This is a genomic window from Alloalcanivorax sp. C16-1 (assembly GCF_046507805.1).
Lineage (GTDB): Bacteria > Pseudomonadota > Gammaproteobacteria > Pseudomonadales > Alcanivoracaceae > Alloalcanivorax.
Map to the genome: position 1 here is coordinate 132,618 of NZ_JBKFTK010000005.1, position 25,456 is coordinate 158,073.

At 66.3% G+C, this 25,456-nt stretch carries 24 protein-coding genes; 18 read left to right on the forward strand and 6 right to left on the reverse strand.

All coding sequences use genetic code 11. The annotated features are described in order from the left end of the window. The first annotated feature begins 20 nt into the window (after positions 1 to 20). Positions 21 to 1,016, forward strand: coding sequence for a TAXI family TRAP transporter solute-binding subunit (locus ACLD0W_RS15955; RefSeq protein WP_410308474.1), 996 nt, complete (start codon positions 21 to 23; stop codon positions 1,014 to 1,016). After that, a complete protein-coding gene (locus ACLD0W_RS15960) occupies positions 1,013 to 2,653 on the forward strand; it encodes a thiamine pyrophosphate-binding protein (RefSeq protein WP_410308475.1) in 1,641 nt (546 codons plus the stop codon). The genes ACLD0W_RS15955 and ACLD0W_RS15960 overlap by 4 nt, the downstream gene beginning before the upstream one ends. Positions 2,654 to 2,695: 42 nt before the next feature. Here ACLD0W_RS15960 and ACLD0W_RS15965 read toward each other — a convergent pair whose 3' ends face one another. Then, entirely contained in the window at positions 2,696 to 3,595 is a 900-nt protein-coding gene (locus tag ACLD0W_RS15965) for a LysR family transcriptional regulator (protein WP_228233719.1), read from the reverse strand. Positions 3,596 to 3,859: 264 nt separating this feature from the next. Between ACLD0W_RS15965 and ACLD0W_RS15970 the strand changes: the two genes are divergently transcribed. The 9 genes from ACLD0W_RS15970 (at position 3,860) to ACLD0W_RS16010 (ending at position 12,752) form a co-directional block, all read left to right on the forward strand. Then, positions 3,860 to 4,858 (forward strand): ABC transporter substrate-binding protein, encoded by a 999-nt coding sequence (locus tag ACLD0W_RS15970; protein ID WP_410308476.1) that lies wholly within the window; start codon positions 3,860 to 3,862, stop codon positions 4,856 to 4,858. Beyond that, entirely contained in the window at positions 4,855 to 5,691 is an 837-nt protein-coding gene (locus ACLD0W_RS15975) for an ABC transporter permease (RefSeq protein ID WP_410308477.1), read from the forward strand. Before ACLD0W_RS15970 ends, ACLD0W_RS15975 begins: the two co-directional genes overlap by 4 nt. Before the next feature lie 104 nt (positions 5,692 to 5,795). After that, positions 5,796 to 6,515: an ABC transporter ATP-binding protein gene (locus ACLD0W_RS15980; RefSeq protein ID WP_410308478.1), complete on the forward strand. Its 720-nt coding sequence runs from the start codon at positions 5,796 to 5,798 to the stop codon at positions 6,513 to 6,515. After that, on the forward strand, positions 6,512 to 7,306 hold the full coding sequence (locus ACLD0W_RS15985) for an enoyl-CoA hydratase/isomerase family protein (RefSeq protein ID WP_410308479.1): 795 nt from the start codon (positions 6,512 to 6,514) through the stop codon (positions 7,304 to 7,306). The genes ACLD0W_RS15980 and ACLD0W_RS15985 overlap by 4 nt, the downstream gene beginning before the upstream one ends. Before the next feature lie 5 nt (positions 7,307 to 7,311). After that, a complete protein-coding gene (locus tag ACLD0W_RS15990; RefSeq protein WP_410308480.1) occupies positions 7,312 to 8,478 on the forward strand; it encodes a thiolase family protein in 1,167 nt (388 codons plus the stop codon). Between the two features lie 2 nt (positions 8,479 to 8,480). Further along, positions 8,481 to 8,903 carry a Zn-ribbon domain-containing OB-fold protein gene (locus ACLD0W_RS15995; protein ID WP_410308481.1) on the forward strand — a complete coding sequence of 141 codons (423 nt, stop codon included), beginning with the start codon at positions 8,481 to 8,483 and terminating at the stop codon, positions 8,901 to 8,903. A gap of 34 nt (positions 8,904 to 8,937) precedes the next feature. Then, entirely contained in the window at positions 8,938 to 10,485 is a 1,548-nt protein-coding gene (locus ACLD0W_RS16000) for a class I adenylate-forming enzyme family protein (protein WP_410308482.1), read from the forward strand. A gap of 39 nt (positions 10,486 to 10,524) precedes the next feature. Continuing rightward, positions 10,525 to 11,685 carry an acyl-CoA dehydrogenase family protein gene (locus tag ACLD0W_RS16005; protein WP_410308483.1) on the forward strand — a complete coding sequence of 387 codons (1,161 nt, stop codon included), beginning with the start codon at positions 10,525 to 10,527 and terminating at the stop codon, positions 11,683 to 11,685. After that, positions 11,682 to 12,752, forward strand: a complete 1,071-nt coding sequence (locus tag ACLD0W_RS16010; RefSeq protein ID WP_410308484.1) for an acyl-CoA dehydrogenase family protein — start codon at positions 11,682 to 11,684, stop codon at positions 12,750 to 12,752. Before ACLD0W_RS16005 ends, ACLD0W_RS16010 begins: the two co-directional genes overlap by 4 nt. Before the next feature lie 3 nt (positions 12,753 to 12,755). On the opposite strand, the gene ACLD0W_RS16015 is transcribed toward ACLD0W_RS16010, so the two are convergent. The 5 genes from ACLD0W_RS16015 to ACLD0W_RS16035 form a co-directional block, all read right to left on the reverse strand. Further along, entirely contained in the window at positions 12,756 to 13,547 is a 792-nt protein-coding gene (locus ACLD0W_RS16015; protein WP_410308485.1) for a sterol desaturase family protein, read from the reverse strand. 83 nt (positions 13,548 to 13,630) lie between these two features. Beyond that, positions 13,631 to 14,389, reverse strand: a complete 759-nt coding sequence (locus ACLD0W_RS16020) for an SDR family NAD(P)-dependent oxidoreductase (RefSeq protein ID WP_410308486.1) — start codon at positions 14,387 to 14,389, stop codon at positions 13,631 to 13,633. An 11-nt stretch (positions 14,390 to 14,400) separates the two neighbouring features. Beyond that, on the reverse strand, positions 14,401 to 15,660 hold the full coding sequence (locus ACLD0W_RS16025) for a TRAP transporter large permease (RefSeq protein WP_410308487.1): 1,260 nt from the start codon (positions 15,658 to 15,660) through the stop codon (positions 14,401 to 14,403). Between the two features lie 4 nt (positions 15,661 to 15,664). Then, a complete protein-coding gene (locus ACLD0W_RS16030) occupies positions 15,665 to 16,234 on the reverse strand; it encodes a TRAP transporter small permease (protein WP_410308488.1) in 570 nt (189 codons plus the stop codon). Between the two features lie 65 nt (positions 16,235 to 16,299). Continuing rightward, positions 16,300 to 17,184 (reverse strand): TRAP transporter substrate-binding protein, encoded by an 885-nt coding sequence (locus ACLD0W_RS16035; RefSeq protein WP_410308489.1) that lies wholly within the window; start codon positions 17,182 to 17,184, stop codon positions 16,300 to 16,302. A 379-nt stretch (positions 17,185 to 17,563) separates the two neighbouring features. Here ACLD0W_RS16035 and ACLD0W_RS16040 point away from each other — a divergent pair, with 379 nt between their 5' ends. The 7 genes from ACLD0W_RS16040 to ACLD0W_RS16070 all read left to right on the forward strand — a co-directional run bounded on the left by ACLD0W_RS16040 (position 17,564) and on the right by ACLD0W_RS16070 (position 25,407). Beyond that, the gene (locus tag ACLD0W_RS16040) at positions 17,564 to 18,985 is read left to right on the forward strand and encodes a UbiD family decarboxylase (protein ID WP_410308490.1); all 1,422 of its coding nucleotides are present in this window, start codon (positions 17,564 to 17,566) and stop codon (positions 18,983 to 18,985) included. A 77-nt stretch (positions 18,986 to 19,062) separates the two neighbouring features. Beyond that, on the forward strand, positions 19,063 to 20,505 hold the full coding sequence (locus ACLD0W_RS16045; protein ID WP_410308491.1) for an aldehyde dehydrogenase family protein: 1,443 nt from the start codon (positions 19,063 to 19,065) through the stop codon (positions 20,503 to 20,505). Positions 20,506 to 20,526: 21 nt separating this feature from the next. Next, positions 20,527 to 21,477, forward strand: a complete 951-nt coding sequence (locus ACLD0W_RS16050; RefSeq protein WP_410308492.1) for a LysR family transcriptional regulator — start codon at positions 20,527 to 20,529, stop codon at positions 21,475 to 21,477. Beyond that, positions 21,464 to 22,105 carry a UbiX family flavin prenyltransferase gene (locus ACLD0W_RS16055; RefSeq protein ID WP_410308493.1) on the forward strand — a complete coding sequence of 214 codons (642 nt, stop codon included), beginning with the start codon at positions 21,464 to 21,466 and terminating at the stop codon, positions 22,103 to 22,105. The genes ACLD0W_RS16050 and ACLD0W_RS16055 overlap by 14 nt, the downstream gene beginning before the upstream one ends. Beyond that, positions 22,092 to 23,057 (forward strand): XdhC family protein, encoded by a 966-nt coding sequence (locus tag ACLD0W_RS16060; protein ID WP_410308494.1) that lies wholly within the window; start codon positions 22,092 to 22,094, stop codon positions 23,055 to 23,057. The genes ACLD0W_RS16055 and ACLD0W_RS16060 overlap by 14 nt, the downstream gene beginning before the upstream one ends. Positions 23,058 to 23,069: 12 nt before the next feature. Further along, positions 23,070 to 23,924, forward strand: a complete 855-nt coding sequence (locus ACLD0W_RS16065; protein ID WP_204428006.1) for a helix-turn-helix transcriptional regulator — start codon at positions 23,070 to 23,072, stop codon at positions 23,922 to 23,924. A 190-nt stretch (positions 23,925 to 24,114) separates the two neighbouring features. Next, positions 24,115 to 25,407, forward strand: coding sequence for a DUF1835 domain-containing protein (locus ACLD0W_RS16070; protein ID WP_410308495.1), 1,293 nt, complete (start codon positions 24,115 to 24,117; stop codon positions 25,405 to 25,407). Positions 25,408 to 25,456: the final 49 nt, after the last annotated feature.

The following is a 25,456-nucleotide window of genomic DNA, read 5'->3' on the forward strand; positions in this document are numbered from 1 at the left end:
TATTATCAGGAGAACAAAAAATGCGACATCTCAGCTTCCGCTCTCTCAGTCTCGCCCTGTTCGCGGCCCTGCTCGCCCTGACCGGCGCCACGCAGGCCGCCGATCCGGTCAAGGTCAAGTTCGCCGCCGGCCCCACCGGCACCACCTGGTACGCCTACGCCGGTGCCCTGCGCACGGAAATGCTCAACGGCCTGCCGCAGGGTTCCACCGTGGACATCCTCGGCACGCCCATGGCGATCGCCAATACCAAGCTGCTCACCGCCAAACGCACCGACGTGGCGCTGATCTTCCCGCCGGTGGCGTCCTGGGCGGAACGCGGCTTCGGCCCGTTCGATAAAAAAATCGACAATATCCGTGGACTGGTGGGCGGCCTGGACCAGTACTACCAGCGCGTTACCGTGCAGAAGAACAGCGACATCAAAAGTCTCGCCGAGATCAAGAAAGGCAAGCTGGCGGTGCGCATCGGCACCGGCCCCCAGGGCAGCCTCAATGAGTACATCGCGCGCCTGATCCTGGCCGCCAACGACCTCAGCTACGAGGACATCGAATCCTTCGGCGGCAGCGTCAGCCGCTCGAGCCTGAGCATTCTTCAGGACCAGTTCGGCGACGGTAAACTGGACATGATCATCGGCATCACCACCGCCGGCCACCCCAACACCTCACAGCTGTCGATCACCCCCGGCCAGCGCTTCCTGAGCCTCAGCGACGACGCCATCGCCTACCTGGAAAAATACGGCTTCAGCCCGGCCACCATGCCGGCGGACCTGTTCGAGGGTCAGAGCGAGCCGGTCAAGGGCGTGGGCTTCAGCACCTCCATCTACGCCAACGCGGACATGCCGGAAGAAGAGGCCTACCAGATCACCAAGGCGATCATGGAAGGCCGTGAAAGCGTGCAACGCTCCTTCGGTTCCATGGCCGGCTGGACCGTGGAAGGCGCCGCCGCCGACGAAAACCTGGCGGTGCCGCTGCACCCGGGCGCCCAAAAGTACTACCAGGAAGCGGCGAAAGCGCAATGACCACCGCCAGCCCACAACGCCGCACCGGCGGCCAGGTGATCGTCGACCTGCTGCGTCGCAACGGCGTGGACCGGGTGTTCACGGTGCCGGGGGAAAGTTTTCTGCCGGTCCTCGACGCCCTGCACGACGCCCCGGACATCGAACTGGTGGTGTGCCGTCAGGAAGGCGGCGCCACCATGATGGCCGAGGCACATGCCAAGCTCACCGGCCGGCCCGGAGTGTGCTTCGTGACCCGTGGCCCGGGCAGCGCCAACGCGCTGGCCGGCCTGCACGTGGCGGCCCAGGACTCGACGCCGCTGCTGGTGTTCGTCGGCCAGGTGCCGAGTGGTTTTCAGGAACGGGAAGCCTGGCAGGAAGTGGACGTGCAGGCGCTGTTCGGTTCGGTGGCGAAGTGGGCCGTGGACCTGCAGCACAGCGAGCGGCTGCCGGAATATCTGGGCCGCGCCTTCGTCACCGCCCGCTCCGGCCGCCAGGGGCCGGTGGTGATCGGCCTGGCCGAGGACCTGCTCTATGAATCGGTGGCGGCGGTGGACACCGCCCCGGTAACGCCGGCGCGGAGTTATCCGGCGGTGCGCGACGTGCGCGCCCTGGAACGCCGGCTGGCGGCGGCGCGCCGCCCGCTGGCGGTGTTCGGCGGCTCCGGCTGGGACAGCGAAAGCCACGACAAACTGCGCCGCTTCGCGGAGGCCCACGGCGTACCGGTGGTCACCGGCTTCCGGCGCCAGGACCGCTTCGACAACAGCCACCGGCTGTACGCCGGCGACGCCGGGCTGGGTATGAACCCGGCCCTGGCGGCGCTGATCGAGGAAGCGGATCTGATCCTCGCGGTGGGCACCCGGCTCGGCGACATCACCACCCGCCACTACCAACTGCTGGAGGTGCCCCGCCCCCGCCAGCAACTGATCCATGTGCACCCGCAGCCGGAAGAGCTGGGCCGCGTCTATCACACCGATCTGGCGATCTGCGCCGGCGTGCGCGGCTTCGCCGAAACCGTTGCCCTGCGCGCCGACCGGCCGCTGGACGACAAGCGCCGGGCCTGGTTGGAACGGGCCGGTCAGGTGTACCGGGACTGGGCAAAGCCCACCGAAGCCCCCGGCCCCATGCAACTGGCCCGGGTGGTGGAGTGGCTCGGCCAACGGCTGCCGCCGGAAGCGGTGATCAGCAACGGCGCTGGCAACTACACCCTCTGGGTGCACCGTTTCTATCCGTTCCGTGCCTTCGGCAGCGCCCTGGCGCCCACCTCCGGTTCCATGGGCTACGGCCTGCCGGCGGCGATCGCCGCCAAGCTCGCCGACCGGCAACGGCCGGCGGTGTGTTTCGCCGGCGACGGCTGCTTTCTGATGACCTGTCAGGAGCTCGCCACCGCCGTGCAATACGGCGCCAACGTAATCGTGATCGTGGTCAACAACGGCTCCTACGGCTCCATCCGCATGCACCAGGAGCGGCAGTACCCGGGCCGGCGCTACGGCACCGACCTGGTTAATCCGGACCTGGTCGGCCTGGCGAAGTCCTTCGGTGCGGACGCGGAGCGTGTGGAAGACAGCGAGGATTTTCCGGCGGTGTTTGAACGGGCCCTGGAGGCGGATCGCCCGTTTCTTATCCAGCTGACCATCGACCCGTCGATTCTCAAGCCCTGAATCGCGGCTGAAGCGGTACGCCGCTTGAGCCGCGATCAGCCACTACAGCTCGTCGGTCAGGCGTTCCGACAGATAATCCAGAAACGCCCGGGTGCGCGCCGGCACCCGGGTGCGGCTGAGGATCAGCGCGGTGGCTTCCACCGGTGGGCTTTCCCAAGCGGTGAGCACCCGCACCAGCCGCCCGCTTTTCACATCGTTGCGGCACATCACGTTCGGCAACATGCTCAACCCCACCCCGTCGATGGCCAGCTCCCGGGCCACCGCGATATTGTTCACCACCACCTTGCCCTGCACCTCGATAAACTGGTGCTTGATCTGATTGCGGAACGTCCACACCCCGTTCTGCCGCTGCTGATCGGTGGTCACGCAATCGTGCAGCGCGAAATCCTCCACCGCCCGGGGCGTGCCCCGTCGACGCAGATACTCCGGGCTGGCATAAACGCCACGGGTAATGGTGGCGAGACGACGGTAGATCAGGTTGGATTCCTTCAGCGGGCCCAGCTGTATGGTCAGGTCATAGGGATCGTCCCGCGGATTGACCTCGCGGCTGTTCACCTCGACCTCCACATTGACTTCCGGGTAGCGCAACACGAAGCCGGCGATGGCCCGGCTGATCCAGCCGACCCCGAAATCCACCGGAATGCTGACCCGCAGCGAGCCGCTCAGACCGGCCTGCAACTCCGCCGCGTTGACGCCGATTTCCTCGATCTCCGACACCAGACATTGCACCTGCTCGTAGAGCACCGAACCGATCTCGGTCAACGCCAGCCCCTTGGCGCCCCGTTTCAATAACAAGGCACCGAAGTGCTGCTCAAGCTGATCGAGACGGCGACTGATGGTGGATTTGGAAATTCTCAGTTGCTCGGAAGCGCGGGTCATGCTGCCGGCCTCGGCGACCTCACAGAACAGCCTGAGCGTGTTCAGGTCCAAACGGTGATGCATCCGCGTACCCCTTACAAAGGCCAGCCGATCCATGCCCGGCGTCACAGTGGGCGTCGTAATCATTGAAACATGGATAACGGCGCCGTGCGTTCCATTATTGGAACACCGTGTCCTGCTTCCTTCGCTAGGCGCCGTGTGGAGGCGCTGCTAGCTTAATCACGACAAGAAGTGGCAAAAAACACCGATCAAAAATTCCAACAAATACACGGTGCCCGCGAACGCGACCGCTACAAAAATCGCCCGCGGCCCGGCTCGGAGAACATTATGCAAAACCTCAACCGGCGACAGTTTCTTCGCGGCACGGCCCAGAGCCTGGCCTTCGGTCTGTGCGCGTCCAGCCTCGGCGTTCCCGCGCTCACCCGCGCCCAGGCGGCCAGCCTCAGCTGGGCCAATCTGATGCCCGGCTTCACCATTCTTATTTCGGAATATCTGCGCGCCAAGGGGCTGGACAAGGAATACCGGCTTAATCTCCGCGAACCTACCACTTACGCCTCCGTGGGTACCTACTATAACGACTTTATCGCGGGAAATTACGACGTCTGTATCGGCAGCTGGGACACTTTCGCCGCTCGTTACCTGGCCGGCGTGAAAGTGCAGTTCGTGTGCGGCATCAGCACCGGCAGCATGATCAATATCCTCACCCCGAGCGGCGGCGAGGGCACCCTGGAAGCGCTCAAGGGCAAGATCTTCGCGGCGCCTCAATCCAGCGGCACCTACCGGATGATGCGCGCGGTGATCAAGGAGCTGCATGACATCGATCTGGAACAGTACATGCGGGTTCAGAACGTGGATAACCCGGCCGCCGCCGTCACCCTGGCGATGGCCGACCGCGCCGACGCGGTGCTGTCCTGGGAACCCAACATCAGCGCCGGCCTGGTCAAGGCCCCGGACATGCGGGTGCTGTACAACGCCGGCGACGAGTACCGCAAGCGCCTTGGCAAGGAACTGCCCTACTTCGGTATCGCCGTGCGCCGGGAAGTGGCCGAGCGCGACCCGGAACTGGTGCAGCGGCTGGACCAGGCATTCGGTGCCTGCGTCAACGGCATCATGGGCGACGTGGACGAAGCCGTCGGCCTGACCGCCGAGCGCTCCGGCTTCCCGCCCGAAGTGCTGAAGCTGGCGATCACCTCCGGTCGCATGGCGCTCAAGCACCTCTCCATGGCCACCCCGGACGGTCGCGACGCGGTGCGCACCGCCGCCGGCTTCCTGATCCGTAACGGTTCCCTGCCGCGCGAGCTGGACGACGGGTTCTTCGCGGTATGAGCCAGCCCGCGCGGACCGCCTCACCCCTCAACCCTTCGCGCCCGAGCGTGCGCGCCGCCGCGCGGCCGGCGGCCCGACCCGGCCGGCGCCGCGACCTGACCGCCCTGGGCGTGGTGTCGGTGTTGCTGATTCTGGCCATGGAAGTGGCCAGCCGCTTCGTGCCGCCGTTCATCATGCCGTCCCCGTTGGTGGTCGGCCAGGCGGTGCTGGAGTTGCTGACCAGCGACTGGCACCACGTGTCGGTGACGCTGCTGCGGCTGGCGGCGGCGGTGGCCTTCTCCATGTTCGTCGGTGTGCTGATCGGGCTGCTGATGGGCACCTCCCGACGTCTCGGCCCGTATCTGAATTCGCTGGTGATCATCGACACCGGTATTCCGGCGCTGTCCTGGATGCTGGTGGCGGTGTTCTGGTTCAAGGACCCGGAAGCGCGCATCTTTTTTATCCTCACCGTGATCCTGCTGCCCTTCTACGCGCTCAACGTCTACGAAGGGGTGCGCTCCATGCCCAGGGAGTGGGTCGACATGATGGAGAGCTTTCGCCCTTCGCGCTGGCAGCTGATGCGCTATCTGGTGATACCGCACATCGTTCAGTACGTCTTCATGACCACCAAATCGGTGATCGGCTATGCGATCCGCATGGTGATTTTCGCGGAACTGGTGGCGTCGGCGGTGGGCGTGGGCTCGCGCATGAGTCTCGCCCAATCGACCTTCCGTATCGACTATGTGCTGGCCTGGACCTTCCTGCTGGTGGTTCTCAATCTGGTGCTGCAGTCGCTGCTCAACCTGGTGGAACGGCACGTTCTTAAATGGCGCGCGGAGGCGAAAGTACGATGAACCCGACAGCGAATCCAACCACGACGACCCACGGCGATGCCTTTATAGAGATGCGCGACGTCTGCAAGCATTTTGGTGACTTCGTTGCCGTGGACCAGCTTTCGATGACCGTTCGGCGCGGTGAAATCGTGGCCCTGCTGGGGCGCACCGGCGCCGGCAAAAGCACGGTGATGAGCCTGTCCATGGGCACCATCGCCCCGGACCACGGCACCGTGCGGGTGGGCGGCGTGGACCCGTCCAGCGAGTTCGACGCCCTGCGCGGCAAGATGGCGGTGGCCTTTCAGACCGATCGCCTGCTGCCCTGGCGCACGGCGGTGGAGAACGCCGAACTGGGCCTGCTGATCCTCAACCACTCCAAATCCCAGGCCCGCGAGGCCGCGCTGCATTGGCTGGCGCGGGTAAAGCTGGAAGGCGCCGAGCACAAATACGTGCACGAATTGTCCGGCGGCATGCGCCAGAGGGTGTCTCTGGCACGGGCCCTGGCGGTGGATCCGGAGCTGATTTTCCTCGACGAGGTGTTCAGCCAGCTGGACCACGTGACCTCCCAGGTTTTGCGCCGGGATTTCTCCCGCATCGTGCGCGAGGTGGGCAAGACCTGCGTGTTCGTGACCCACCGCATCGAGGACGCCCTGGACATCGCCGACCGCATCTATGTGCTGGACGCGCCGGCGCGCGTCTGCCTGGCGCTCAGCGTCAGCGAACAGACCCGCCGCGATCCCCGCGCACTGGCCGACCTGCATGAGCAGATCGCCCAGGCCATCGGCGGCGACACGGAATCGGCGGACCACGATCCGAATTACTCTGAAAATCAGGACCTGTCATGAGCTACGAAGATATACAGATCGAGCGGCGCGAGGGCTGGGTGGAGATCACCCTGAACCGCCCGGCGAAGATGAACACCCTGCGCGATCAAACCGCCACCGAGATCGCCACCGTGCTCGCCGAGGTGGAACAGGACCGCTCGGTGAGTTGCGTGCTGATCCAGGGCAACGAGAAAGCCTTCTGCGCCGGCATCGACACCAGCGGCTTCACCATCGAGGCGCACCAGTATTTCGACTTCTATCGGCGCCGCCGCACCGCGCGGCCGGTCAATCAACTGTTCCGCCAACTGCAGCGCTACAGCAAGCCGGTGATCTCGGTGATCGAAGGGTACGCCCTGGGCGGCGGCCTGGAACTGGCGTTGCTGGGGGATCTGCTGGTGGCCGGCGAGAACGCCCGGCTGGGCTTGCCGGAGGCACGTCTTGGCATGATGCCCGGCGGCGGTGGCACCGCCACCCTGCCGCGCCGCGTCGGCGCCGCCCTGGCCAAGGAGATGATCTGGACCGGGCGCCGGCTGAACGCCCGTGAAGCGCTGGAATACCGGCTGGTCAACCACGTCACCGAGGCTGGCGCGGCGCTCGACAAAGCCCGCGAACTGGCCGCCGGCATCAGCGCCGCGGCGCCGCTGTCGGTGATGTTCAGCAAGCTGGCCATCGACCAGGGGCTGGACCAGCCGCTGCCCCAGGCCATGGACGCCGAGGGCGACCTGTCCTTCATGCTTTATTTCAGTCACGACCGGGACGAGGGGCTGGCGGCGTTCGGCGCCAAACGCAGCCCGTCGTTCCGCGGGGAGTAACCACCATGAAACAGAAAGACATCGTCATCGCCGGCTATGCGGAAACGCCGGTGCTTTACAAAAGCGGCCGCAGTGCCTACGACTTCGCCGGCGAAGCGCTGGATGCTCTGCTGGAGCGCACCGGCATCGACAAGGATCTGATCGACGGTCTGTCGGTGACCACCGCGCTCAGCGAGGCGTCCAACCCGTTCTATGCGGTCTATATGTGCGAGGCCCTGGGGCTGACGCCGACCTGGCTGAATCTGGGCGGCATGGGCGGCTGTTCCGCCACCGGCGGCGTGGCCCGCGCCATGTCGGCGATCCGCGACGGCAGTTGCGACATCGCGCTGGTGCTGTCGGCGGACGCGCCGAGCACCGACTGGCGGGCCAACTACGGCGCCTTTCGCGGCGAGTTCCAGGACCCGCCCGGTGTGCAGGGCCCGCCGGCCACCTTCGGCCTGCTGATGAGCCGCTACGCCCACCAGTACGATCTGAAACCGGAGGCCCTGGGCAAGATCGCCATCACCCAGCGCGAGCACGCTCTGCACAATCCCAATGCGCTGTCCAAGTTCAAGAAGCCGCTGAGCATGGACGACTATCTGGCGTCCCGGGTGATCGCCGATCCGTTGCGATTGCTGGACAGCGTGATGTTCTGCGACGGCGCCAATGCCTTCCTGGTGATGAGCGAGAAACGGGCCGAACAGCTGGGCCTCACCCGTGTCGCCTATCCGGTGGCCTACGCCGAGGTCACCAACGTCAATGGCAACCAGTCGACGCCGGACATCACCGAATCCGGGTTCGACCGCATCGGCCCGGCGCTGCTGCGCAAGGCCGGCCTGACGCCGTCCGAGATCCGCATGTTCCAACCCTATGACGATTTCACCATCGCCATTCTGATGCAGCTGGAAGCGTTCGGCTTCTGCGCCAAGGGCGAAGCCTCCGACTTCGTGCTGCGTACCGATCTGTCCCACCGGGGCGCCCTGCCCCTGAATACCGGCGGCGGGCAGATCTCCGCCGGCCAGCCGGGCCTCGCCAGCGGCGGCCTCAACCTGGCCGAAGCGGTGCGGCAACTGTTCGGGGAAGGCGGCGCCACCCAGGTGGACGATGCCCGCAATGCGCTGGTCACCGGCATCGGCGTCATCCCCTACGCCCGCAACTGGGGCACCAGCTCCGCCATGATTCTGGAGGCCTGACCATGGACAGCAAACCGATGCAACGACCGACACCGCGCGCCAACGCCTACGTGGACACCCAACCGTTCTGGGAGGCGACGCGGGACGGCCGGCTGATGATGCAGTACTGCACCGAAGCGCGGCGCTTTCAGCATTACCCCCGCCCGGTGTCGATTTTTACCGGACGCCGCACCCTGGAGTGGCGACCGGTCAAGGGCGACGGCGTGATTTACGCCTGCACCGTGGTGCGCATCCCCGGGCCGGGCCTGGACGGCAGGCTGCCGCTGTGCGTGGCCACCGTGGAGCTCGACGAGGGCGTGCGCCTGATCGCCAATATCGTCGACTGCGAGCCGCAAGAGCTGGCGATCGGCAAACCGGTTCATCTGGTCTGGGACGCGTTGTCCGACGGCCAGCCCTACCCGGCGTTCGCCCTGACCCGGGCCTGATCCGGACCTCCTTATCTTGTCGGAGCACTGAATTATGCGTCAGGACACCATCCTGCAGGCGCACGCCCGCCGCTCGCCGGAAAAAACCGCGGTGGTCATCGGCGGGCGACGCGTTACCTACGGCGAGCTTTATCGCCAGGCCCGCGCGCTGGCGCTCGGCATGCGCCAGCACGGCGCCGCCCCGGGCCAGCGGGTGCTGGTCTATCTGCCCAACGGCATCGAGTTCGTGCAGGCGGTGTTCGCCGCCTTCGCGGTGGGCGCCGTGGTGGTACCCGTCAACACCCGGATGACCGCCCAGGAGCTGGCTTACTTCATCGACGACAGCGAGCCGGTACTGGTGTTGTTTCACGCCGACCAGGCCCCGGCCCTGGCGGCGCTTCGCGAGCGGCACACCGGGGTTGGATGGGTGGCGGTGGGCGCGCCGGTGGACGACTGCCTCGACTGGGCCGAGCTGAACCGCGCCAACGACGAAACCCTGCCCGAGGTGCCGCTGGACGCCGAGGCCTGCATGATCATGTACACCTCGGGCACCACCGGCCGGCCGAAAGGCGCGCTGATCACCCACGCCAATCTGATTGTTCAGCATTGCTTTCTGAACGCCATCGAGTGGGGGCTGGATCGCGATGACCGTTTCCTGGTCACCACGCCCCTGGCCCACCGCACCGGGCTGGCGCGCATGCTCAACGCGCTGTTGCTGGGCGCCACGCTGATCGTCATGGACCGCTTCGACCCCGCCGGCGCCATCGAGGCGATTGAGCGGGAACAGGTGACCGCTCTGGGAATGGTGCCCACCATCTGCCGCATGCTGATGCCGCTGCTCGAGGAGCAGGCCGGTCGGTGTGGCAGCCTGCGCCACCTGATCGTCACCGGCGAGGCGTTCCCGGTGGACCTGAAACGCCGACTGATCGAACTGCTGCCGGCGATCCGTCTGCACTCGTTCTTCGCCATGACCGAAGTGGGCTCGGTCACCAGCCTGGAACACGATGAGCAGTTCTCCCACCCGGGCTCCGTGGGCCGGCCCACGCCCGGCGTGGAGGTCAAGCTGGTCAACGCCCAGGGGGCGCAGGTGTCGGTGGGGGAAGTGGGCGAAATGCTGGTGCGCTCGGGCACCCCCGGGCGGTTCACCACCATGCAAGGCTACTTCAACCGCCCCGAGGAAAGCGCCGCCGCTCTCACCGACGGCTGGCTGCACACCGGGGATATGGCGCGCTTCGACACCGACGGCTACCTGTACATCGTCGACCGTAAAAAGGACATGGTGCTGTCCGGCGGCTTCAACATCTACACCAAGGAAGTGGAGCAGGCGCTGGTGGAGCATCCGGCGGTGGCCGACGCGGCGGTGATCGGCATTCCCGATGCGATCTTCGGCGAGGCGGTGGTGGCGTTCGTGGAGGCGGTGCCTGGCCTCACGGTCACCGAGACGGAACTGATCGAGCACACCCGTCAGCGCCTGGCCGGCTACAAGAAGCCCAAATATCTGTACTTCGTCGACGCCCTGCCACGTACTCCGCTGGGCAAGGTGCTCAAGCCGGTATTGCGCGAACGCGCGCTGGCGCAAGACCCCCAGGCCCGACAGGCCTGACGGCCGTCATCGGGAAGCGACCCTTCCGAGAGCAGAAATATGCTGAGAGCAGAGACCGAAGCACAAGCCCGCTGGCGCGCCGACATCGCCGCCTGGCTGGCCCATACCCTGCCCGATTCGCTGCGGCACCTTACCTTCCGTCCGCCGCCGGACCAGGCCATGGCCTGGTACCGCACCCTGGCGGCCCATGGCTGGATCGCGCCCCATTGGCCCCGGGAACACGGCGGGCTGGGGGCCACGCCCGTGGAGCAGGTGATTCTGATGGAGGAGATGGCGCGGGCCGGCGCCCCGGACCTGCCGACCCAGGGCCTGAACCATATCGGTCCGCTGCTGATGCACCGTGGCAGTGAACGGCAACGGGCCCGTCATCTGCCGGCGATCCTGAACGGGGACGTGATCTGGTGTCAGGGCTATTCGGAACCGGGCGCCGGCTCGGACCTGGCCAGCCTGCGCACCAAGGGCGAGCTGGACGGCGACACCCTGGTGATCAACGGCCACAAGATCTGGACCACCTGGGGTCACCACGCGGACTGGATGTTCGCGCTGATCCGCACCGGCAAGGGCCGCCGGCGCCAGGAAGGCATCACCTTCGTACTCATCGACCTGGCCTCGCCGGGCATCACCCGCCGCCCGATCACCACCCTGGCCGGGGACGACGAGCTGTGCGAGGTCTTTTTCGACGACGTGCGGGTGCCGGTGGATCAGGTGGTGGGCAATTTGAACGAGGGCTGGTCGGTGGCCACCGCGCTGCTGGACGAAGAACGTCTACGGCTGGGCTCCCCGGCCCTCGCGTTGAAAGCGCTGACCCGGCTGCGTCACCTGGCCGCCTCGGTCGAACACCGCGAAACCGCCCGGGGCCCGCTGCGCGAGCGCATCGCCCGGGCCGAGGTCGAGACCGAGGCGGTGATCGCCGCCTACCTGGCCGCCGCCGAGGCTCTCGACGACGGCCGGCCGGCGGATTGCTCCAGCCTCAAGGTGCTGGCCACGGAGACCGTGCAGCGTACCCTCGACACTCTGCAGCGGCTGGCCGGTGCTTCGGCGGCGCTCCGCGATCCGCGCCGCGACGGCGCGCTGACCCTGGATTACAGCGAAATGTTTCTGCAGTCCCATCGCCTCAGCATCTACGGCGGCACCAATGAAATCCAACGTACCCTGATCGCCCAGAAGACCCTGAATCTGCCCGCCGGAGCCCGGTCATGACCCACCGCCCCGATAGCGACGCCACCCTGGTGGCCGACAGTCTGCGTCAGTTCGCCGAACGCCTCGGCGGCCTGGCCCGTGCACGAGACGCCAAGGACAACCCGCGCTTCCATGAAGATGCCGATCAGCGGGCGCGCTTCGCCGAACCGGGCTGGTTCGGTATCGCCGTGCCCGAGGCGCGGGGCGGCGCCGGCATGGGCTGGCACCCGACCTGCGCGCTGGCGGCCATGGCCGGCCGCTATCTGCTGCCCGACCCGCTGATCGGCGCGGTGGCGTCGGCGCAGGCCCTGTCCGCCTGCGCCGGCGACAACGCCGACCGGGCCCTGGCCGCCCTGCTGCGTGGAGACCGTAACGTGGTGCTGTTCCCGGAGCCGCTGGCGCCGGGGGAATCCTCGATCATCAACGACATTCCGGAGTGCCCGCCGGGCAGCGACCTGATGGTTCTGGTTGAGGATCGGGACGGCGCCCGGCTGGTGATGCTGGGCGAGCAGCAGGCCGGTATCCAGGCCACGCGCCAGAGCTGCGTGGACGGCGGCAGCCTCACCCGCCTGGTCCTGTCGCCGTCGGTATGGCGGGACGCGCCCCGGCTTGCCGAGAATGACAAGGCGCGGGCCGCCTTCGCCGATGGCCGCGATCTGCAATGGCTGGCCCGGGCCGCTTACCTGAATGGCCTGGCCGAGGCGGCGCTGGATATCACCCTCGATTATCTGCGCTTGCGCAACCAGTTCGGTCGCGCTCTGGGCACTTTTCAGGCGTTACAGCACCGGATGGCGACCTGCCACGTGGATCTGATCGCCGCCCGGGCACTGCTCACGGAAGCGTGCCTGGCACGGGACACCGACCGGCAGGCCGCCGCGGCGCGCGCCGCGGTGGCCCAGGCCGGTGCCGGCGCGCTGCGGATCACCGCCGAAGCCATTCAATGCCACGGCGCCATCGGCTTTTCCGACGAGCACGATATCGGCCTGTTCCGCCGCAAGGCCATGGCCATGGCGGCCCCGGGTGGGGGCGAAACCGGGCATCTGCTCGCATATGCCCGGCTGGCGGAACCCCGGCTGATGGAACACTGAAGGTCACTCACCCGCCGGTGCGCCGCGCTCCGGTCGGGGCTGCTTCTGCGCATCCAGCTTGGCCTGAATCTCCGGCTTGCGGGCGTCATCGGACTGGCCGTTGAACAGGGTGCCGACCACGCCCTTGTTCAGGTCACTGGTGCCGAACAGGGCATCGCAGAGCGGGAAGGTCAGGTTGAAATTGTGGGTGTGCATGAAGTCCGGATTATGGTGCAGCACGTGCATGCGCCGCACCGTGTTCACCAGCGGCAGGCGGTCCAGAATCGGATGCTCCAGGTGCGAGGCGGTGTGCAGACCTTCGTACATGAGAAAGTAGGCGGCCATGGTCAGTACCGCGATATAACCGGCGTTGGCCGACCACAGCATGCCCAGCAACAGGGCCGGCGGCACGGCGGCGCCGACGAACAGCACCGGCGCGAACGGCGGGAACAGCAGCGCCCGCCAGTCGCGCTGGCCGTGGTAATCCAGGGTACGGTGGGAAAAGAACTGGTGGTGGGTGGCCACATGCCGCTTGTAGGCGGACTTCAACAGGCTGCGCGGGCTGTGCAGCAGGTAGCGGTGCCCGGCCCACTCCGCCCAGTTGCCGAACACCAGCATGGGCACCACCACCAGCAGCCATTCCGGCCAGGTGGTGTCGTGCAGGCGGGTGGCGCAAAACAGGATTACGCCAAAAGTGAATACCAGGGTAAACGCCAGGTGCATTTCGCCCCGGTACCAGGCGGGCGTGGACGCCCGATATTGCTCACGAAAAGCGTGGGACTTTTTGACGATGACTTCTTCTCTACTGGGTTTCATGTTCCGCTCCCATCGTGCTTTGTTGGAATGCTTATTGATCTTATTGATGACGGAGGTATGGAGGCGCCGGCGCCGGCAAGGGATCAGTGCATCACCGATCCGCCGTCCACCACCACGGTCTCGCCGGTCATGAAGGCGCTGTCGTCGGACGCCAGAAACAGCAGCGGCCCGATCAGATCGTCCGGCATCTGGTCGCGCTTGAGGGCGCGGCTGGCCAGTACCGGCGCGGTAAGGGTGTCGCGCATGGCTTCGTTGGCGATCACCCCTTCGCTGAGCACCAGCCCCGGGGCCAGCGTATTGACGGCGATGCCGAACTCACCCAGCTCCCGGGCCAGACCCCGGGTCAGGGTCAGGATGGCGCCCTTGGAGGTGACGTAATGCAACATGCCCGGCGTGCCCTTGAACGGCGTGCCGGAGGAGATGTTGATGATGCGGCCGTAATTCTGCGCCTTCATCACCGGCGCCACCGCGCGGGCGCAGACAAAGGGGCCGCGCACGTTCACCGCCATCACCTTGTCCCACTCGTCCAGGTCGATCTGGTCGAACGGACGCATTTGCAGGGAGGCATAGATGGCGGCGTTGTTGACCAGCACATCGATGCGGCCGAACCGTTCCTTGACGGTTTCCGCCATGGTCCGGGCCTGGGCCTGATCGGTGACGTCGGTTTTGATGTACAGGGCCCGTTGCCCGGCGGCCTCGATCTCGGCGGCCACGGCACTGCCGTCGAGCACGTCGGCGATGGCCACGTCGGCGCCCTCCGCCGCCAGCGCCCGGGCGTAGGTGGCGCCGATACCCTGGGCGCCACCGGTGACGATGACGACCTTGTTTTTCATGCGATTCATAACAGTTCTCCTTATAGGAAGGCGGTGACCAGATCGGGCATCCAGGTGATCAGCAGCAGTACCAGTACCGTCACCAGCAGGAACGGCAGCAGCGCCTTGATAATGTCGCCGGGTTTGCAGCCGGTGACCCGGGAAGCCACATACAGGGCGGCACCCACCGGCGGCGTCAGCAGCCCCAGGGTCAGGTTGATGCACATCAGCACGCCCAGGTGATAGGGGTTGATGCCGTACACGGACTGCGCCACCGGCAGCACGATGGGCACCAGCAGGATCAGGGCGGCGATGCCGTCCAGCACCATGCCGACCATCAGCAGCAGGCCCATCAACAGCAGCAGATAAACGAACGGGTCGGAGGTCATGCCTTGCATCAGGTCGCCCAGCCGCTGGGGCAGCTGCTCATAGATGATCACCCAGCCGAACACCGCCGCCGCCGCCACCAGGGCCAGCACCACGGCGCTGTTGACGGCCACCCGCAGCAGCATGTCGCCCATGCGGTCGGTCTTCATTTCGCCGTGGGCGAAACGACCCACCAGCACCGCCATGGCGGCGCCCACGGCGGCGGCCTCGGTGGGGGTGGCCAGGCCGCCGACAATGCTGCCGATCATCACCACCGGCACGCTCAGCGACGGAATGCTGGCCACCACGTTGTGCAGCGCCTGACGCAGGGTCAGCCGCTCGTTCCTCGGATACTCATGAATAAAGCCGAGCACGGCGATCACCAGAATGAAGCCCACCGCCATCAGCAACCCGGGCACGATGCCGGCGATAAACAGATCGCCGATGGAGATCTGTGCCAGCACGCCAAAGATCACGAACAGCATGGACGGTGGGATCACCGGCGCCAGCAAGGCGCCGGCGGCGGTGGTGGCGGTGGCGAAACTGCGGTCGTAGCCCTTGCGGTGCATCTCCGGCACCATCACCTGGGACATCACCGCCACCTGAGCATTGGCGGAGCCGACGATGGACGCCAGCATCATATTGGCGAGGATATTGATGTAGGCCAGCCCGCCACGGATGGAACCGAGGAACACGGACGCGAAGGCCACCAGCCGCCGGGTCAGCCCGCCTTCGTTCATCAGTTCGCCGACCAGCATGAACAGGGGGATGGCCAGCAGGCCGTACTGACTGAGCCCGCCGAAAAACTGCTGCGGGTAGGACAGGAACAGCACCGCGTTGTCACTGCTGACGATGTAGGCCATGGCGCTGACCGCCAGCACCAGCGCGATCGGCACGCCGATAAAAAGCAGGACGAGAAAGATTACCGCTACCATGGAGTTACTCCGCCACCGGCTGTGCTTCGGGAGGATCGACGAACGCCACGCCCGGGGTCCGGCAGGTGCGCAGCAGGTTGGCCAGGGCGTGCACGCTGCTGGTTACCGACACCACCGGCAGGATCAGCCAGAACCAGAATTTGGGCACACCCAGGGTTTCGGTGGGTTCCTGATAGATATAGTTGAAACTGTCCGCCGCGAAGGTCTCGATATTGAAATCGCTGTGCATCAACAGCAGTGGATTGAACCAGCGGTAGCAGAGCGCGATCAGCGCCACGCAAAAGCCCAGCACCACCAGGTCCGAGATCAACTGCAGCACCTTGCGGGCGGTGGGCGGCACCGCGCCGGTGAGCAGCGTCACCGCCACCGCGTCACGGCTTTTCAGGGTAATGCTCAGGCCCAGCATCGCCAGCCACACCATCATCAGCACGGCCAGCTCATCGAGCCAGAAGATCGGTGCCTTGAAGAAGCGACCGAACACATTCACCAGAATCATGATCGGCAGGGCGACCACAAGAAGGCGGACCGCGCCGCGCTCAACGCGGGCGAACCCGTTGCTCAACGCCTCAATCATAATGGGAGTTTCCTGACGGTGGTTCTTTCAGAGACCGGGCCGCCGGAGCGACGGCCCGCCAAGGCTCAGAGTGCCTCGGCTTCCTTGCGAAGCTCGGACAGGACCGGGGCTTTCTTGATCCAGATCTGTTCCCACTGATCCAGTTTGTCACCGAAGTAATCGGGACCGGCTTCCACCACGTTGACGCCTTCGCTTTCGATATCGGCGCGGGTTTTCTCGCCGAACGCCATGTAGTAGGCGGCCAGTTCGCCCAGATGCTTGCGGGTCAGTTCGCGCAGCACGTCGCGGTCTTCCTCGCTCATGCCGGCCCAGGTACGGCCGGACACCAGGCCCACCACCGGAAACATCATATGGCCGCTGAGCAGCAGCGTTTTGGCGCGTTCATAGAGACGCAGTTTCCAAACCAGTTCCAGGTCCGCGTCGACGCCGTCCACCTGACCGTTGGCCAGGGCGTCGTAGACATCGGTGAGCGGCATGGGGGTGGAGACCGCGCCCAGCAACCGGTAGAAATCCTGCACCGGCGGGAACGGCGTGATGCGGATCTTGCGGCCTTGCAGGGAAGCCAGATCGTCGGAGGGGAAAGCGTTGAGCATCATGCGCATGCCGGCCACGCCGTAGCCCAGGCCCACGGTGCCGGTCTTGACCGGCAGTTTTTCCAGCAGCCCCTGGGCGGCGGGCCCCTTGAGCAGTTGATCCGCCTGCTTTTCGTTGTCCACCAGATAGGGCGCGAACAGGGCGCCGAAGTCGGGCACCCGGTTGACCACCTGGGCCACGGTCATAAAGGACATATCCAGGGCGCCGGTCTGCATTTGCTGAAGCATTTGCGCTTCGCTGCCGAGCTGGCCGGCGGGGAACAGGGTGACGCTGTAACGGCCGTCGGTGCGTTGTTCCAGTTCCTTGCCCATTTCCCGGGCCGCCTGGCTCCAGGCGTGGTCACCGGGCACGATCAAACCGAGCTTCAATTCCTTGGCGCCGACTACCGTACTAAATGCCAGGACAGCAACGCAGATCAAGGCTCGAAAGCAAACGCTTGTTGTTTTCATCACACTACCTTTTTTGCATGTATTTGTTGTTAGTGATTTCCTGTTCTTAAAGGACGCTAGCACAGCGCCTGGAAAGGCGCCCATTAACTTATAGTGATTCGTCCAATCACCGAACATTATGGAAGGGAGCGGCATTTATTCCCACGGGGCAGGACAGCATAATGCCGAGGAAGGCGGGCCGGCGTTATCGCCGCCGCTGATGAAGCGCATCAGAATTGCTTAATAGGAAGGGGCGGAACCGGCTTATAGCATGACGGGCAAATAAAAACGGACAAAGGATGATGACATGCCCACCTTGCCCTCCGACCCGACCCGGCCGGACAGTCCGCCCGGTACCAGCCTGCGCGGCTGGCTCGACCACCTGCAGCAAAGCGGGCGGCTGAGCGTGATCCGTCCGGGTACCGATCTGCGTTTCGAGGTGGCCGCCATCGCCAACCGCCTCGACAGTCACAGCGCCTCCCTGTTTCTCGAACCCGGCGGTCATGCCATTCCGGTGATTTCCGGTCTGCTTTCCGACCGGGGCTGGATGGCCGAAGCCATGGGCGTGGACCCCGCCGACGTGCTGGCGCGCTTTCAGGACGCCAGCCTCAACCCGATCGCCTGGCGCGAAGTGGACGACGCCCCTTGCCAGCAAGTGGTGCATCGGGACGTGGACCTGCTGAAGCAGTTGCCCATTCCCACCCACAATGAACACGACAGCGGCGCCTACATCACCGCCGGGCTGCTGATCAGCCGCAATCCCCGCACCGGCGTGCAGAACGTGTCCATCCACCGGCTGCAGGTGAGCAGCGCCAACCGGCTGGGCGCCCTGCTGCTGCCGCGCCACACCCTGGCCTATTTCCAGGAAACGGAAAGCGCCGGCGAGGACCTGGAGGTGGCCGTGGTGGTGGGCAACGATCCGCTCACCCTGATGGCGTCCCAGGCGATCGTGCCGCTGGATCACGACGAACTGGAGATCGCCGGTGCCCTGCACGGCGAGCCGCTCAAGGTGGCGCAATGCGTGACCAACCGCATTCGCGTGCCCGCCGAGGCGGAGATCGTTATCGAGGGCCGGCTGCTGGCCAACACCCGCGAGCAGGAAGGTCCCTTCGGCGAATTCCCCCAGTACTACGGCGAGCGCGCCGAACGGCACGTGATCGAAGTGGACGCCATCACCCACCGCCAGGCGCCCATGTTCCACACCATCGTCGGCGGGGGCCTGGAACATTTGCTGCTCGGCGGCATCCCCCGCGAGGCCACCATGCTGGCGCATTTGCAGCGCAGCTTCCCGTCCGTGCGTGACGTGCACCTGGCCCGTGGCGGCGTGTGCCGCTATCACCTGTACGTGCAGATCGACAAGCGCTCCGAGGGCGAAGGCAAGAATGTGATCCTCGGCGCCCTTGGCGGCCACTACGACATCAAGCATGTGGTGGTGGTGGACACCGACGTCAACATCCACGATCCCAATGAAGTGGAATGGGCGGTGGCCACCCGCTTCCAGGCCGATCGCGACCTGGTGCTGGTACACGATAGCCAGGGCTCCAAGCTGGACCCGTCCACCCGCGACGGCGTCGGCTCGAAGATGGGCTTCGACGCCACCGTGCCTCTGGACGCTCCGACCATGCGCTTCAAGCGCATCCGTGTTCCCGGTGAGCAGGACGTGGATCTTGCCGCCGTCAGCGAACCCGCCGGCGACGACTGGCAGCAACGGCTCGCCCCCTCCCGTTAACCTCGGTGCCGGTCGTCGCCCTCGTGGCGGGTGGCGGCCGCGCCTTTTTTTGGGATGCCTCCCAGGAGAACAACAACATGCAGGTACGACATCACATCAATGGCGACTGGATCGACGGCGACGGCTGGGTGGACAGCCTGGACCCGGCCACCGGTGAACGGCTGGGCGCCTTCGCGGAAGGCGGCGAAGCCCAGGCCCGGGCCGCCGTGGAAGCCGCCGCGGCGGCCTTCGCCAATCCGCTGTGGAGCCAGAATCCCCGGCTGCGCCAGCAGGTATTGCTGGCCTGGGCGGCGGCGCTGGAGCCGCGCCGCGATGAGCTGGCGCGCCTGCTGACCCTCGAGAATGGCAAGCCCCTGGCCCAGTCCCTGGGCGAGATCGGCGGCGCCATCTCGGAAATTCTCTATTACGCCGGGCTCGCCCGGCACAACCCGGGCCCGGCCATGGAAGTGGCCCCCGGGGAATTCTCAGCCCTGTTCCGCGAGCCCGCCGGCGTGGCCGGGCTGATCATCCCCTGGAACGCCCCCGCCGTGCTGCTGATCCGCGCCCTGGCCCCGGCCCTGGCGGCGGGCTGCACCACGGTGGTCAAGCCGGCACCGCAGACCGCCCTGTTCAACGCCGCCATTCTGGAACCGCTGCTGGCCCTGGAGGCGCTGCCCGCCGGGGTGGTCAACCTGTTCATGGAAAGTGGCCACCAGGGCGCCGCCCATCTGGTCACCAGCCCGCGGGTGGACGTGCTCAGCTTCACCGGCTCCACCGCCACCGGCACCCGCATCATGCAGGACGCGGCGCCGACCATGAAAAAGCTGTCCCTGGAACTGGGCGGCAAGTCCTGCTGCCTGGTGTTCGAGGACGCGGACGTGGACGCCATCGCGCCGCAGCTGGCGGCGGCGGCCACCATTATTTCCGGGCAGCAATGCACGGCGGCGCGCCGGGTGCTGGTGCACGCCAGCCGGCTGGAGGCCATGAAGAAGGCCCTGCGCGGGGCCCTGACCGCCCTGCCCCTGGGCCACGGCCTGCAACCGGACAGCCGCATCGGTCCGCTGATCGACCACCGGGCCCGGGATCTGGTGGGCCGCCGCATGGATGAAGCGGAGCAGAGCTGCGACCAGGTGATCCTCGCCGGCGGCCAGCCGGGCGATCCCGCCCTGCGGGACGGCGCCTTCCTGTTGCCGAGCCTGATCCATCACCGCGACAGCGGCGCCTTCTTCTGCCAGGAGGAAATTTTCGGCCCGTTGCTGGTGCTGGAGAGCTTCGAGGACGAGGCGGAAGCGGTGGCGCGGGCCAATCACACTGAGTTCGGACTGTCCGCCAGTGTCTGGACGCGGGACGGTGCCCGCGCCTTGCGCGTGGCCCGGGCGCTCCGCGATGGTACAGTATGGATCAACGACCATAACAAGCTGTTCGCCGAGGCGGAGACCGGTGGCTATCGCAAGAGCGGCCTCGGCCGCCTGCACGGCTTCGATGCGTTGATGGACTTCACCGAGCTGAAGCACGTCTATCAAAACGTCGGTACGGTCTGAATCCACCCTGCCGAGGCCGCCATGGAGCTACGCCAGCTTAAGTACTTCACCTGTCTGTACGAGGAGGGCTCGGTGACCCGCGCCGCCCAGCGCCTCAATATCGTGCAGCCGGCGTTGTCCATGCAGATTTCCAAACTGGAGGAAGAACTGGGCCAGGCCCTGTTCGATCGCACCTCCAAGGGCATGATCCCCACCGAGGCCGGCGAACAGGCCTACCGCCTGTTCATGCCGCTGCTCGGCGAACTGCTGGAGGCCCGCCAGGCGCTGATTCATCGCAACGGCGAGATCAGCGGCCGCATCAATGCCGGCCTGATCGCCTCGGCGGCCAACCAGGCCCTGGCCAGCACCCTGGCCTATTTCGTCGAGCATCACCCCAACGTGGATCTGCAGATCAGCTACGGCTACAGCCAGAACCTGATCGACCGGGTGCTGGCCGGTGATCTGGATTTCGCGGTGATCAACCAGGCTTTTCAGCAGGAACGGCTCAACCGCATCGACCTGGTGGACGAGGAGTTGCTGGTGGCCACCGGCGCCGCCAACCGGCTGCGGGTGCCGGCGCCGGTGCCGCTGGCCGCCCTCGGCGGCATGAAGCTGGTGCTGCCGTCGCGGCTGCATGGCCTGCGCATCGTTATCGACCAGGCGCTGGCCTCCCTGGGTCTGGAGGTGACGCCGCATCTGGAACTGGACGATCTCACCGTGATCGAAAGTTTTCTGCGCCGCAGCGACTATGTCAGCGTGCTGCCCGCCACCGTGCTGCGCCAGGGCCTGGAGGAAGGCGCCCTGCGCGGTTACCCGCTGGACAGCCCGGGCCTCACCCGCCGCATGGTCTGCGTGCACGACAGCCGGCGGCCGCTGACACCGGCGGCGCATCTGTTCGTCGACATCATCGGCAAGACCCTTGCCACCGGTCTCAACGCCATTCATTTCTACAAGGAAGGCGCCAGCCAGGATCCCGACCATGAACTCGGTTAATACCCGCCCACAACGACTGATCATCGGCATCTCCGGCGCGTCCGGCGCCATCTACGGCGTGCGTCTGCTGGAGCTGCTGCGCGATACCCCCATCGAGACCCATCTGGTGGTCAGCAAGTCCGCGCTGATCACGGTGTCCCATGAAACCGGCCTGTCGCTCTCGGATCTCAAGCCGATGGCCTCGGTGTGCTATTCCAATCAGGACATCGGCGCCGCCATCGCCAGCGGCTCGTTCAAGACCCTGGGCATGATCGTGGCGCCCTGCTCCATGCGCTCCATGTCGGAAATCGCCAGCGGCGTCACCTCCACCCTGCTGACCCGCGCCGCCGACGTGGTGCTCAAGGAACGGCGCCGGCTGGCGCTGATGGTGCGCGAGACGCCGCTGCACCGGAATCACCTGCGCACCATGACCGACCTCACCGAACTGGGCGCCATCATCGCGCCGCCGGTGCCGGCCTTTTACGCCCTGCCCAAGACCCTGGACGACATGGTCGACCACAGCCTGGGCCGGGTGCTGGACCTGTTCGACATCGAGCTGGGCATCGTGCGGCGCTGGCGCGAGAACGACACCGGCGCCGATGCCCGCTCCGCTACCGACCCGACGGACGACGACCATGCAGCCTCTTGATCTGCAGGTGATCGAACAGGCCCTGGCCTGGGCCACCGACGGCCATCCGGTGTGGCTGTGCACGGTGCTGTCCACCTACGGCTCGGCGCCCCGCTCCCCCGGCGCCATGCTGGTGGCGCGGGGCGACGGTGCCCAGGTGGGTTCCCTGTCCGGTGGCTGCGTGGAAGAGGAATTTCTCGAGGGCCTGGCGCGGGGCGAGTTCCCGGCCCCGGCCCAGGTGGTGCGCTACGGCGAAACCGAGGACGAACGCCAGCGGCTGGAACTGCCCTGCGGTGGCAGCCTGCAGGTGCTGGTGGAGCACCGGGCGGCCACGGCGGAGTGGATCGAGCATCTGACCACCCTGCGCTACACCCTGCTGGGGCAGCACCGCCGGGTGCGCCATATCGATCTGAGCAGCGGCGAGCTGACCCTGGGCGCGGACCAGGGCGGCGAGGCGGCGCGGCTGCTCGGCGAGCGGGTGGAGATCCGCATCGGCCCGGTATTGCGATTGCTGCTGGCCGGCGTGTCGCCGGTGGCGCGGGTGTGCGCCAGCTTCGCGGTGGAACTGGGTTGCGAGGTGATCGTCTGCGACCCCCGTGAAGACAAACAGGGCGTGCTGACCGCCGGCGTCCCGGTGCGCCCGGTGATGCCGTCGGAATTCATCGCCGAGGGCGGCTGCCACGACACCACCGCGGTGGTGGCCCTCACCCACGACCCGCGCATCGATGATCTGGCGATGATGGAGGCGGTGCGCACGCCGGCGTTCTATATCGGCGCCATGGGCTCGCTGCGTACCTCCGAGCGGCGCGCCGAACGACTGCGCCGTATCGGCGGACTGAGCGACGCGGACATCGCCCGCATCCAGATGCCCATCGGTCTCAACCTGGGCAGCAAGACGCCGGCGGAGATCGCCCTGGCGGTGATGGCCGACGTGCTGCGCGTCTATCGCGGCAAGTCACGGGATTCATTGTAGAGGTAGCCCACCATGTCCATTGCACAACGCGTCTTTCACGGTTCGTTCGGCCGGGTCGCCCTGCTCGACATGGACCACACGCTGGTGACGCACTCCCACCACGAATGCCACGTGCTGGTGAAAGCCGCCGGCGCCGATACCTTCTTCAACGTCAATGGACGACGGGTTCCCCTTACCGACCGCCAGGCGGTGCTGGTCAATGCCTGGCAACCGCACTTCTACGATCACCAGAGCGGCGCCGGCCCCACCCAGATCCTGGCGCTCTACATCGAGCCATCCTGGCTGGCGGAGATCCAGCATTCCCTGGCCCTGAGCGCTCATCCGGGCTTTTTCACCCAGTCCGGCATCGAACTGAACAGCAAGAACCGGCGCCTGGCGGATCTGCTGATCGCCGAGGCCTATTCGCCGGAGCTGGTGCCTCGGGAACGCATCGAATCGCTGCTGTTCGACTTTCTGATCGAGCTGATCGAAGACCACTCCGAGTGGCGCCAGCTGCGCCGCCTGGGCGCCGGCTCCCGGCTCGGTTTCCAGGACACCCGCATCCGCCGCGCCTGCGATTATCTGCGCACCCATTTCAACGATCCGGAGTGCCTGACCAACGCCGCCCGCGCCGCCAATCTGTCCCGGGCCCACTTCTTCACCTTGTTCCGGCGCGACACCGGCATGTCGCCCATGCTGATGCTCAATGACACGCGCATGCGCCGCGCCTTCGACTGGCTGGAAACGGAACGCAACGGCACCCTGGGTCAGCTGGCCGAGGATCTGGGCTTCTCCGAGCAGGGCCATTTCACCCGCTTTTTCCAACAGCACATCGGCGCCGCCCCCAGCCAGTACCGGCGCGTGATCGACACCTACGCCGCCCGTTGAGGGGCCGCGCCCGTCCACTTCACGGCCCGAATCCGGGCCGTTTCGGTCGCTCGGGGTAAAAGCTTTATAAAAACCCGCGCCGCGAGCGCCGCGCTCACGCCTCCTTCATTGACTCAGGCCTCACCATAGGCAAATGTGATCGACACAATGAATGCCGCTGCATAGTCGGCGGCCCTGGCAGGGAGGCAACATGACGCCATCGGTTACCGTTGAGGGAAACGAACCGCTCAGTAACGGTCGCTTCCATCTGCACGACCCGGTGGAAGACGCGCGGCGCCTTCTCGATACCGCGCGTAACGGCGATGGCCGTGCCCAGGCCCGCCTGGCCTTGCACCGGACTTCCTCCGCAAGCACGCCCCTGGAGATGAAGGACGCCCTGCACACCGTGGCGCGGGAAATGGGTTTCCTCGGCTGGCAGAACTTCGAGCAATACGTGGGCGAACTGGACGCCGCCGAGCGACGCTCCGGCGACGTGTTGGACGGTGAGCAGAATACGGTGCACATTCGCTGCGGCGACGATCTGCGCGAGAACCTGCCCCGCTGCGGCCTGCGGGGCCGCTGCCTGACCTTCGCCGACCCGTTCTGCGTGGGGCCGGTGCAACGCCCCTCCGACGGCGAACGTTTCGTGGAAGACCGCTCCCGCTTCCTGTCCGAGGCCCTGCATCTCGATCCGCAACAGACGTTGGACCGTCAGCGCCGGGAGTACCGGGAGCTGGGCGAAGTGGGCGGCGAGGCGCGGGTGGTGCTGTGGTTCGAGCACGACAGCTACGACCAGCTGATTCTGGCCTATGTGCTGGAGCATTTCGGCCGGCGCTGGCCGCGAGTGCGTCTGGAGCTGGTGGCCACCGACGCCATTCCCGGCGTCAAACGCTTTGTCGGTCTCGGCCAGCTGGCGCCGGAGGTGCTCGGCTGGCTGTGGGACCGCCGCCAGCCGGTGGAAGAGCCGCTGCTGGTACTGGGACGGCGCGCCTGGCGCTCGATCAGCGACGAGACGCCGGAAGCCCTGGACCGTCTCACGCAACGCAATACGCCGGCGCTGCCGATGCTGGGCCGCGCCCTGCGCCGCCATCTGCTGGAGTTGCCCGACGAGGAAACCGGCCTGGGGCTGAGCGAACAACTGATCGTGCAGCTGGTGGCGGAGCGCGGGCCCAAGCCCGCCGGCGAGATTTTCCGGGATCTGATGCTGGAGCGTGAACCGCTGCCCTATCTTGGCGACAGCCTGTTCCACTGGATGTTGCAGCCGTTGCTGTCCGGCCCGGCGCCGGTACTGGAATGGCACGGCGATGACGAAGGCTCCTGGCAGGATCGGGAGCTGGCCATCACCGACCACGGCCATGCGGTGCTCAGCGGTCACCAGAACTGGCTGGATACCCACCCGCCCCGGCGCTGGGTCGGCGGCGTGGCGGTGGACGGAGATCGGCAGAGCTGGTGTCTGAACAAGGCCAACGGCCGGCCGCAGCGGCGGCCCGCCAATTCGCTTTGATTTAGAGTCTTTTACGATCAGGCCGGTGGCTTGAGTTGGCTTTGGGCTG

What these genes read in the sequence shown, in the direction of transcription:
- ACLD0W_RS15955 (WP_410308474.1), top strand. Translation starts at nt 21, where the DNA reads ATGCGACATCTCAGCTTCCGCTCTCTCAGTCTCGCCCTGTTCGCGGCC.
- ACLD0W_RS15960 (WP_410308475.1), top strand. Translation starts at nt 1,013, where the DNA reads ATGACCACCGCCAGCCCACAACGCCGCACCGGCGGCCAGGTGATCGTC.
- ACLD0W_RS15965 (WP_228233719.1), bottom strand. Translation starts at nt 3,595, where the DNA reads ATGCATCACCGTTTGGACCTGAACACGCTCAGGCTGTTCTGTGAGGTC.
- ACLD0W_RS15970 (WP_410308476.1), top strand. Translation starts at nt 3,860, where the DNA reads ATGCAAAACCTCAACCGGCGACAGTTTCTTCGCGGCACGGCCCAGAGC.
- ACLD0W_RS15975 (WP_410308477.1), top strand. Translation starts at nt 4,855, where the DNA reads ATGAGCCAGCCCGCGCGGACCGCCTCACCCCTCAACCCTTCGCGCCCG.
- ACLD0W_RS15980 (WP_410308478.1), top strand. Translation starts at nt 5,796, where the DNA reads ATGACCGTTCGGCGCGGTGAAATCGTGGCCCTGCTGGGGCGCACCGGC.
- ACLD0W_RS15985 (WP_410308479.1), top strand. Translation starts at nt 6,512, where the DNA reads ATGAGCTACGAAGATATACAGATCGAGCGGCGCGAGGGCTGGGTGGAG.
- ACLD0W_RS15990 (WP_410308480.1), top strand. Translation starts at nt 7,312, where the DNA reads ATGAAACAGAAAGACATCGTCATCGCCGGCTATGCGGAAACGCCGGTG.
- ACLD0W_RS15995 (WP_410308481.1), top strand. Translation starts at nt 8,481, where the DNA reads ATGGACAGCAAACCGATGCAACGACCGACACCGCGCGCCAACGCCTAC.
- ACLD0W_RS16000 (WP_410308482.1), top strand. Translation starts at nt 8,938, where the DNA reads ATGCGTCAGGACACCATCCTGCAGGCGCACGCCCGCCGCTCGCCGGAA.
- ACLD0W_RS16005 (WP_410308483.1), top strand. Translation starts at nt 10,525, where the DNA reads ATGCTGAGAGCAGAGACCGAAGCACAAGCCCGCTGGCGCGCCGACATC.
- ACLD0W_RS16010 (WP_410308484.1), top strand. Translation starts at nt 11,682, where the DNA reads ATGACCCACCGCCCCGATAGCGACGCCACCCTGGTGGCCGACAGTCTG.
- ACLD0W_RS16015 (WP_410308485.1), bottom strand. Translation starts at nt 13,547, where the DNA reads ATGAAACCCAGTAGAGAAGAAGTCATCGTCAAAAAGTCCCACGCTTTT.
- ACLD0W_RS16020 (WP_410308486.1), bottom strand. Translation starts at nt 14,389, where the DNA reads ATGAATCGCATGAAAAACAAGGTCGTCATCGTCACCGGTGGCGCCCAG.
- ACLD0W_RS16025 (WP_410308487.1), bottom strand. Translation starts at nt 15,660, where the DNA reads ATGGTAGCGGTAATCTTTCTCGTCCTGCTTTTTATCGGCGTGCCGATC.
- ACLD0W_RS16030 (WP_410308488.1), bottom strand. Translation starts at nt 16,234, where the DNA reads ATGATTGAGGCGTTGAGCAACGGGTTCGCCCGCGTTGAGCGCGGCGCG.
- ACLD0W_RS16040 (WP_410308490.1), top strand. Translation starts at nt 17,564, where the DNA reads ATGCCCACCTTGCCCTCCGACCCGACCCGGCCGGACAGTCCGCCCGGT.
- ACLD0W_RS16045 (WP_410308491.1), top strand. Translation starts at nt 19,063, where the DNA reads ATGCAGGTACGACATCACATCAATGGCGACTGGATCGACGGCGACGGC.
- ACLD0W_RS16050 (WP_410308492.1), top strand. Translation starts at nt 20,527, where the DNA reads ATGGAGCTACGCCAGCTTAAGTACTTCACCTGTCTGTACGAGGAGGGC.
- ACLD0W_RS16055 (WP_410308493.1), top strand. Translation starts at nt 21,464, where the DNA reads ATGAACTCGGTTAATACCCGCCCACAACGACTGATCATCGGCATCTCC.
- ACLD0W_RS16060 (WP_410308494.1), top strand. Translation starts at nt 22,092, where the DNA reads ATGCAGCCTCTTGATCTGCAGGTGATCGAACAGGCCCTGGCCTGGGCC.
- ACLD0W_RS16065 (WP_204428006.1), top strand. Translation starts at nt 23,070, where the DNA reads ATGTCCATTGCACAACGCGTCTTTCACGGTTCGTTCGGCCGGGTCGCC.
- ACLD0W_RS16070 (WP_410308495.1), top strand. Translation starts at nt 24,115, where the DNA reads ATGACGCCATCGGTTACCGTTGAGGGAAACGAACCGCTCAGTAACGGT.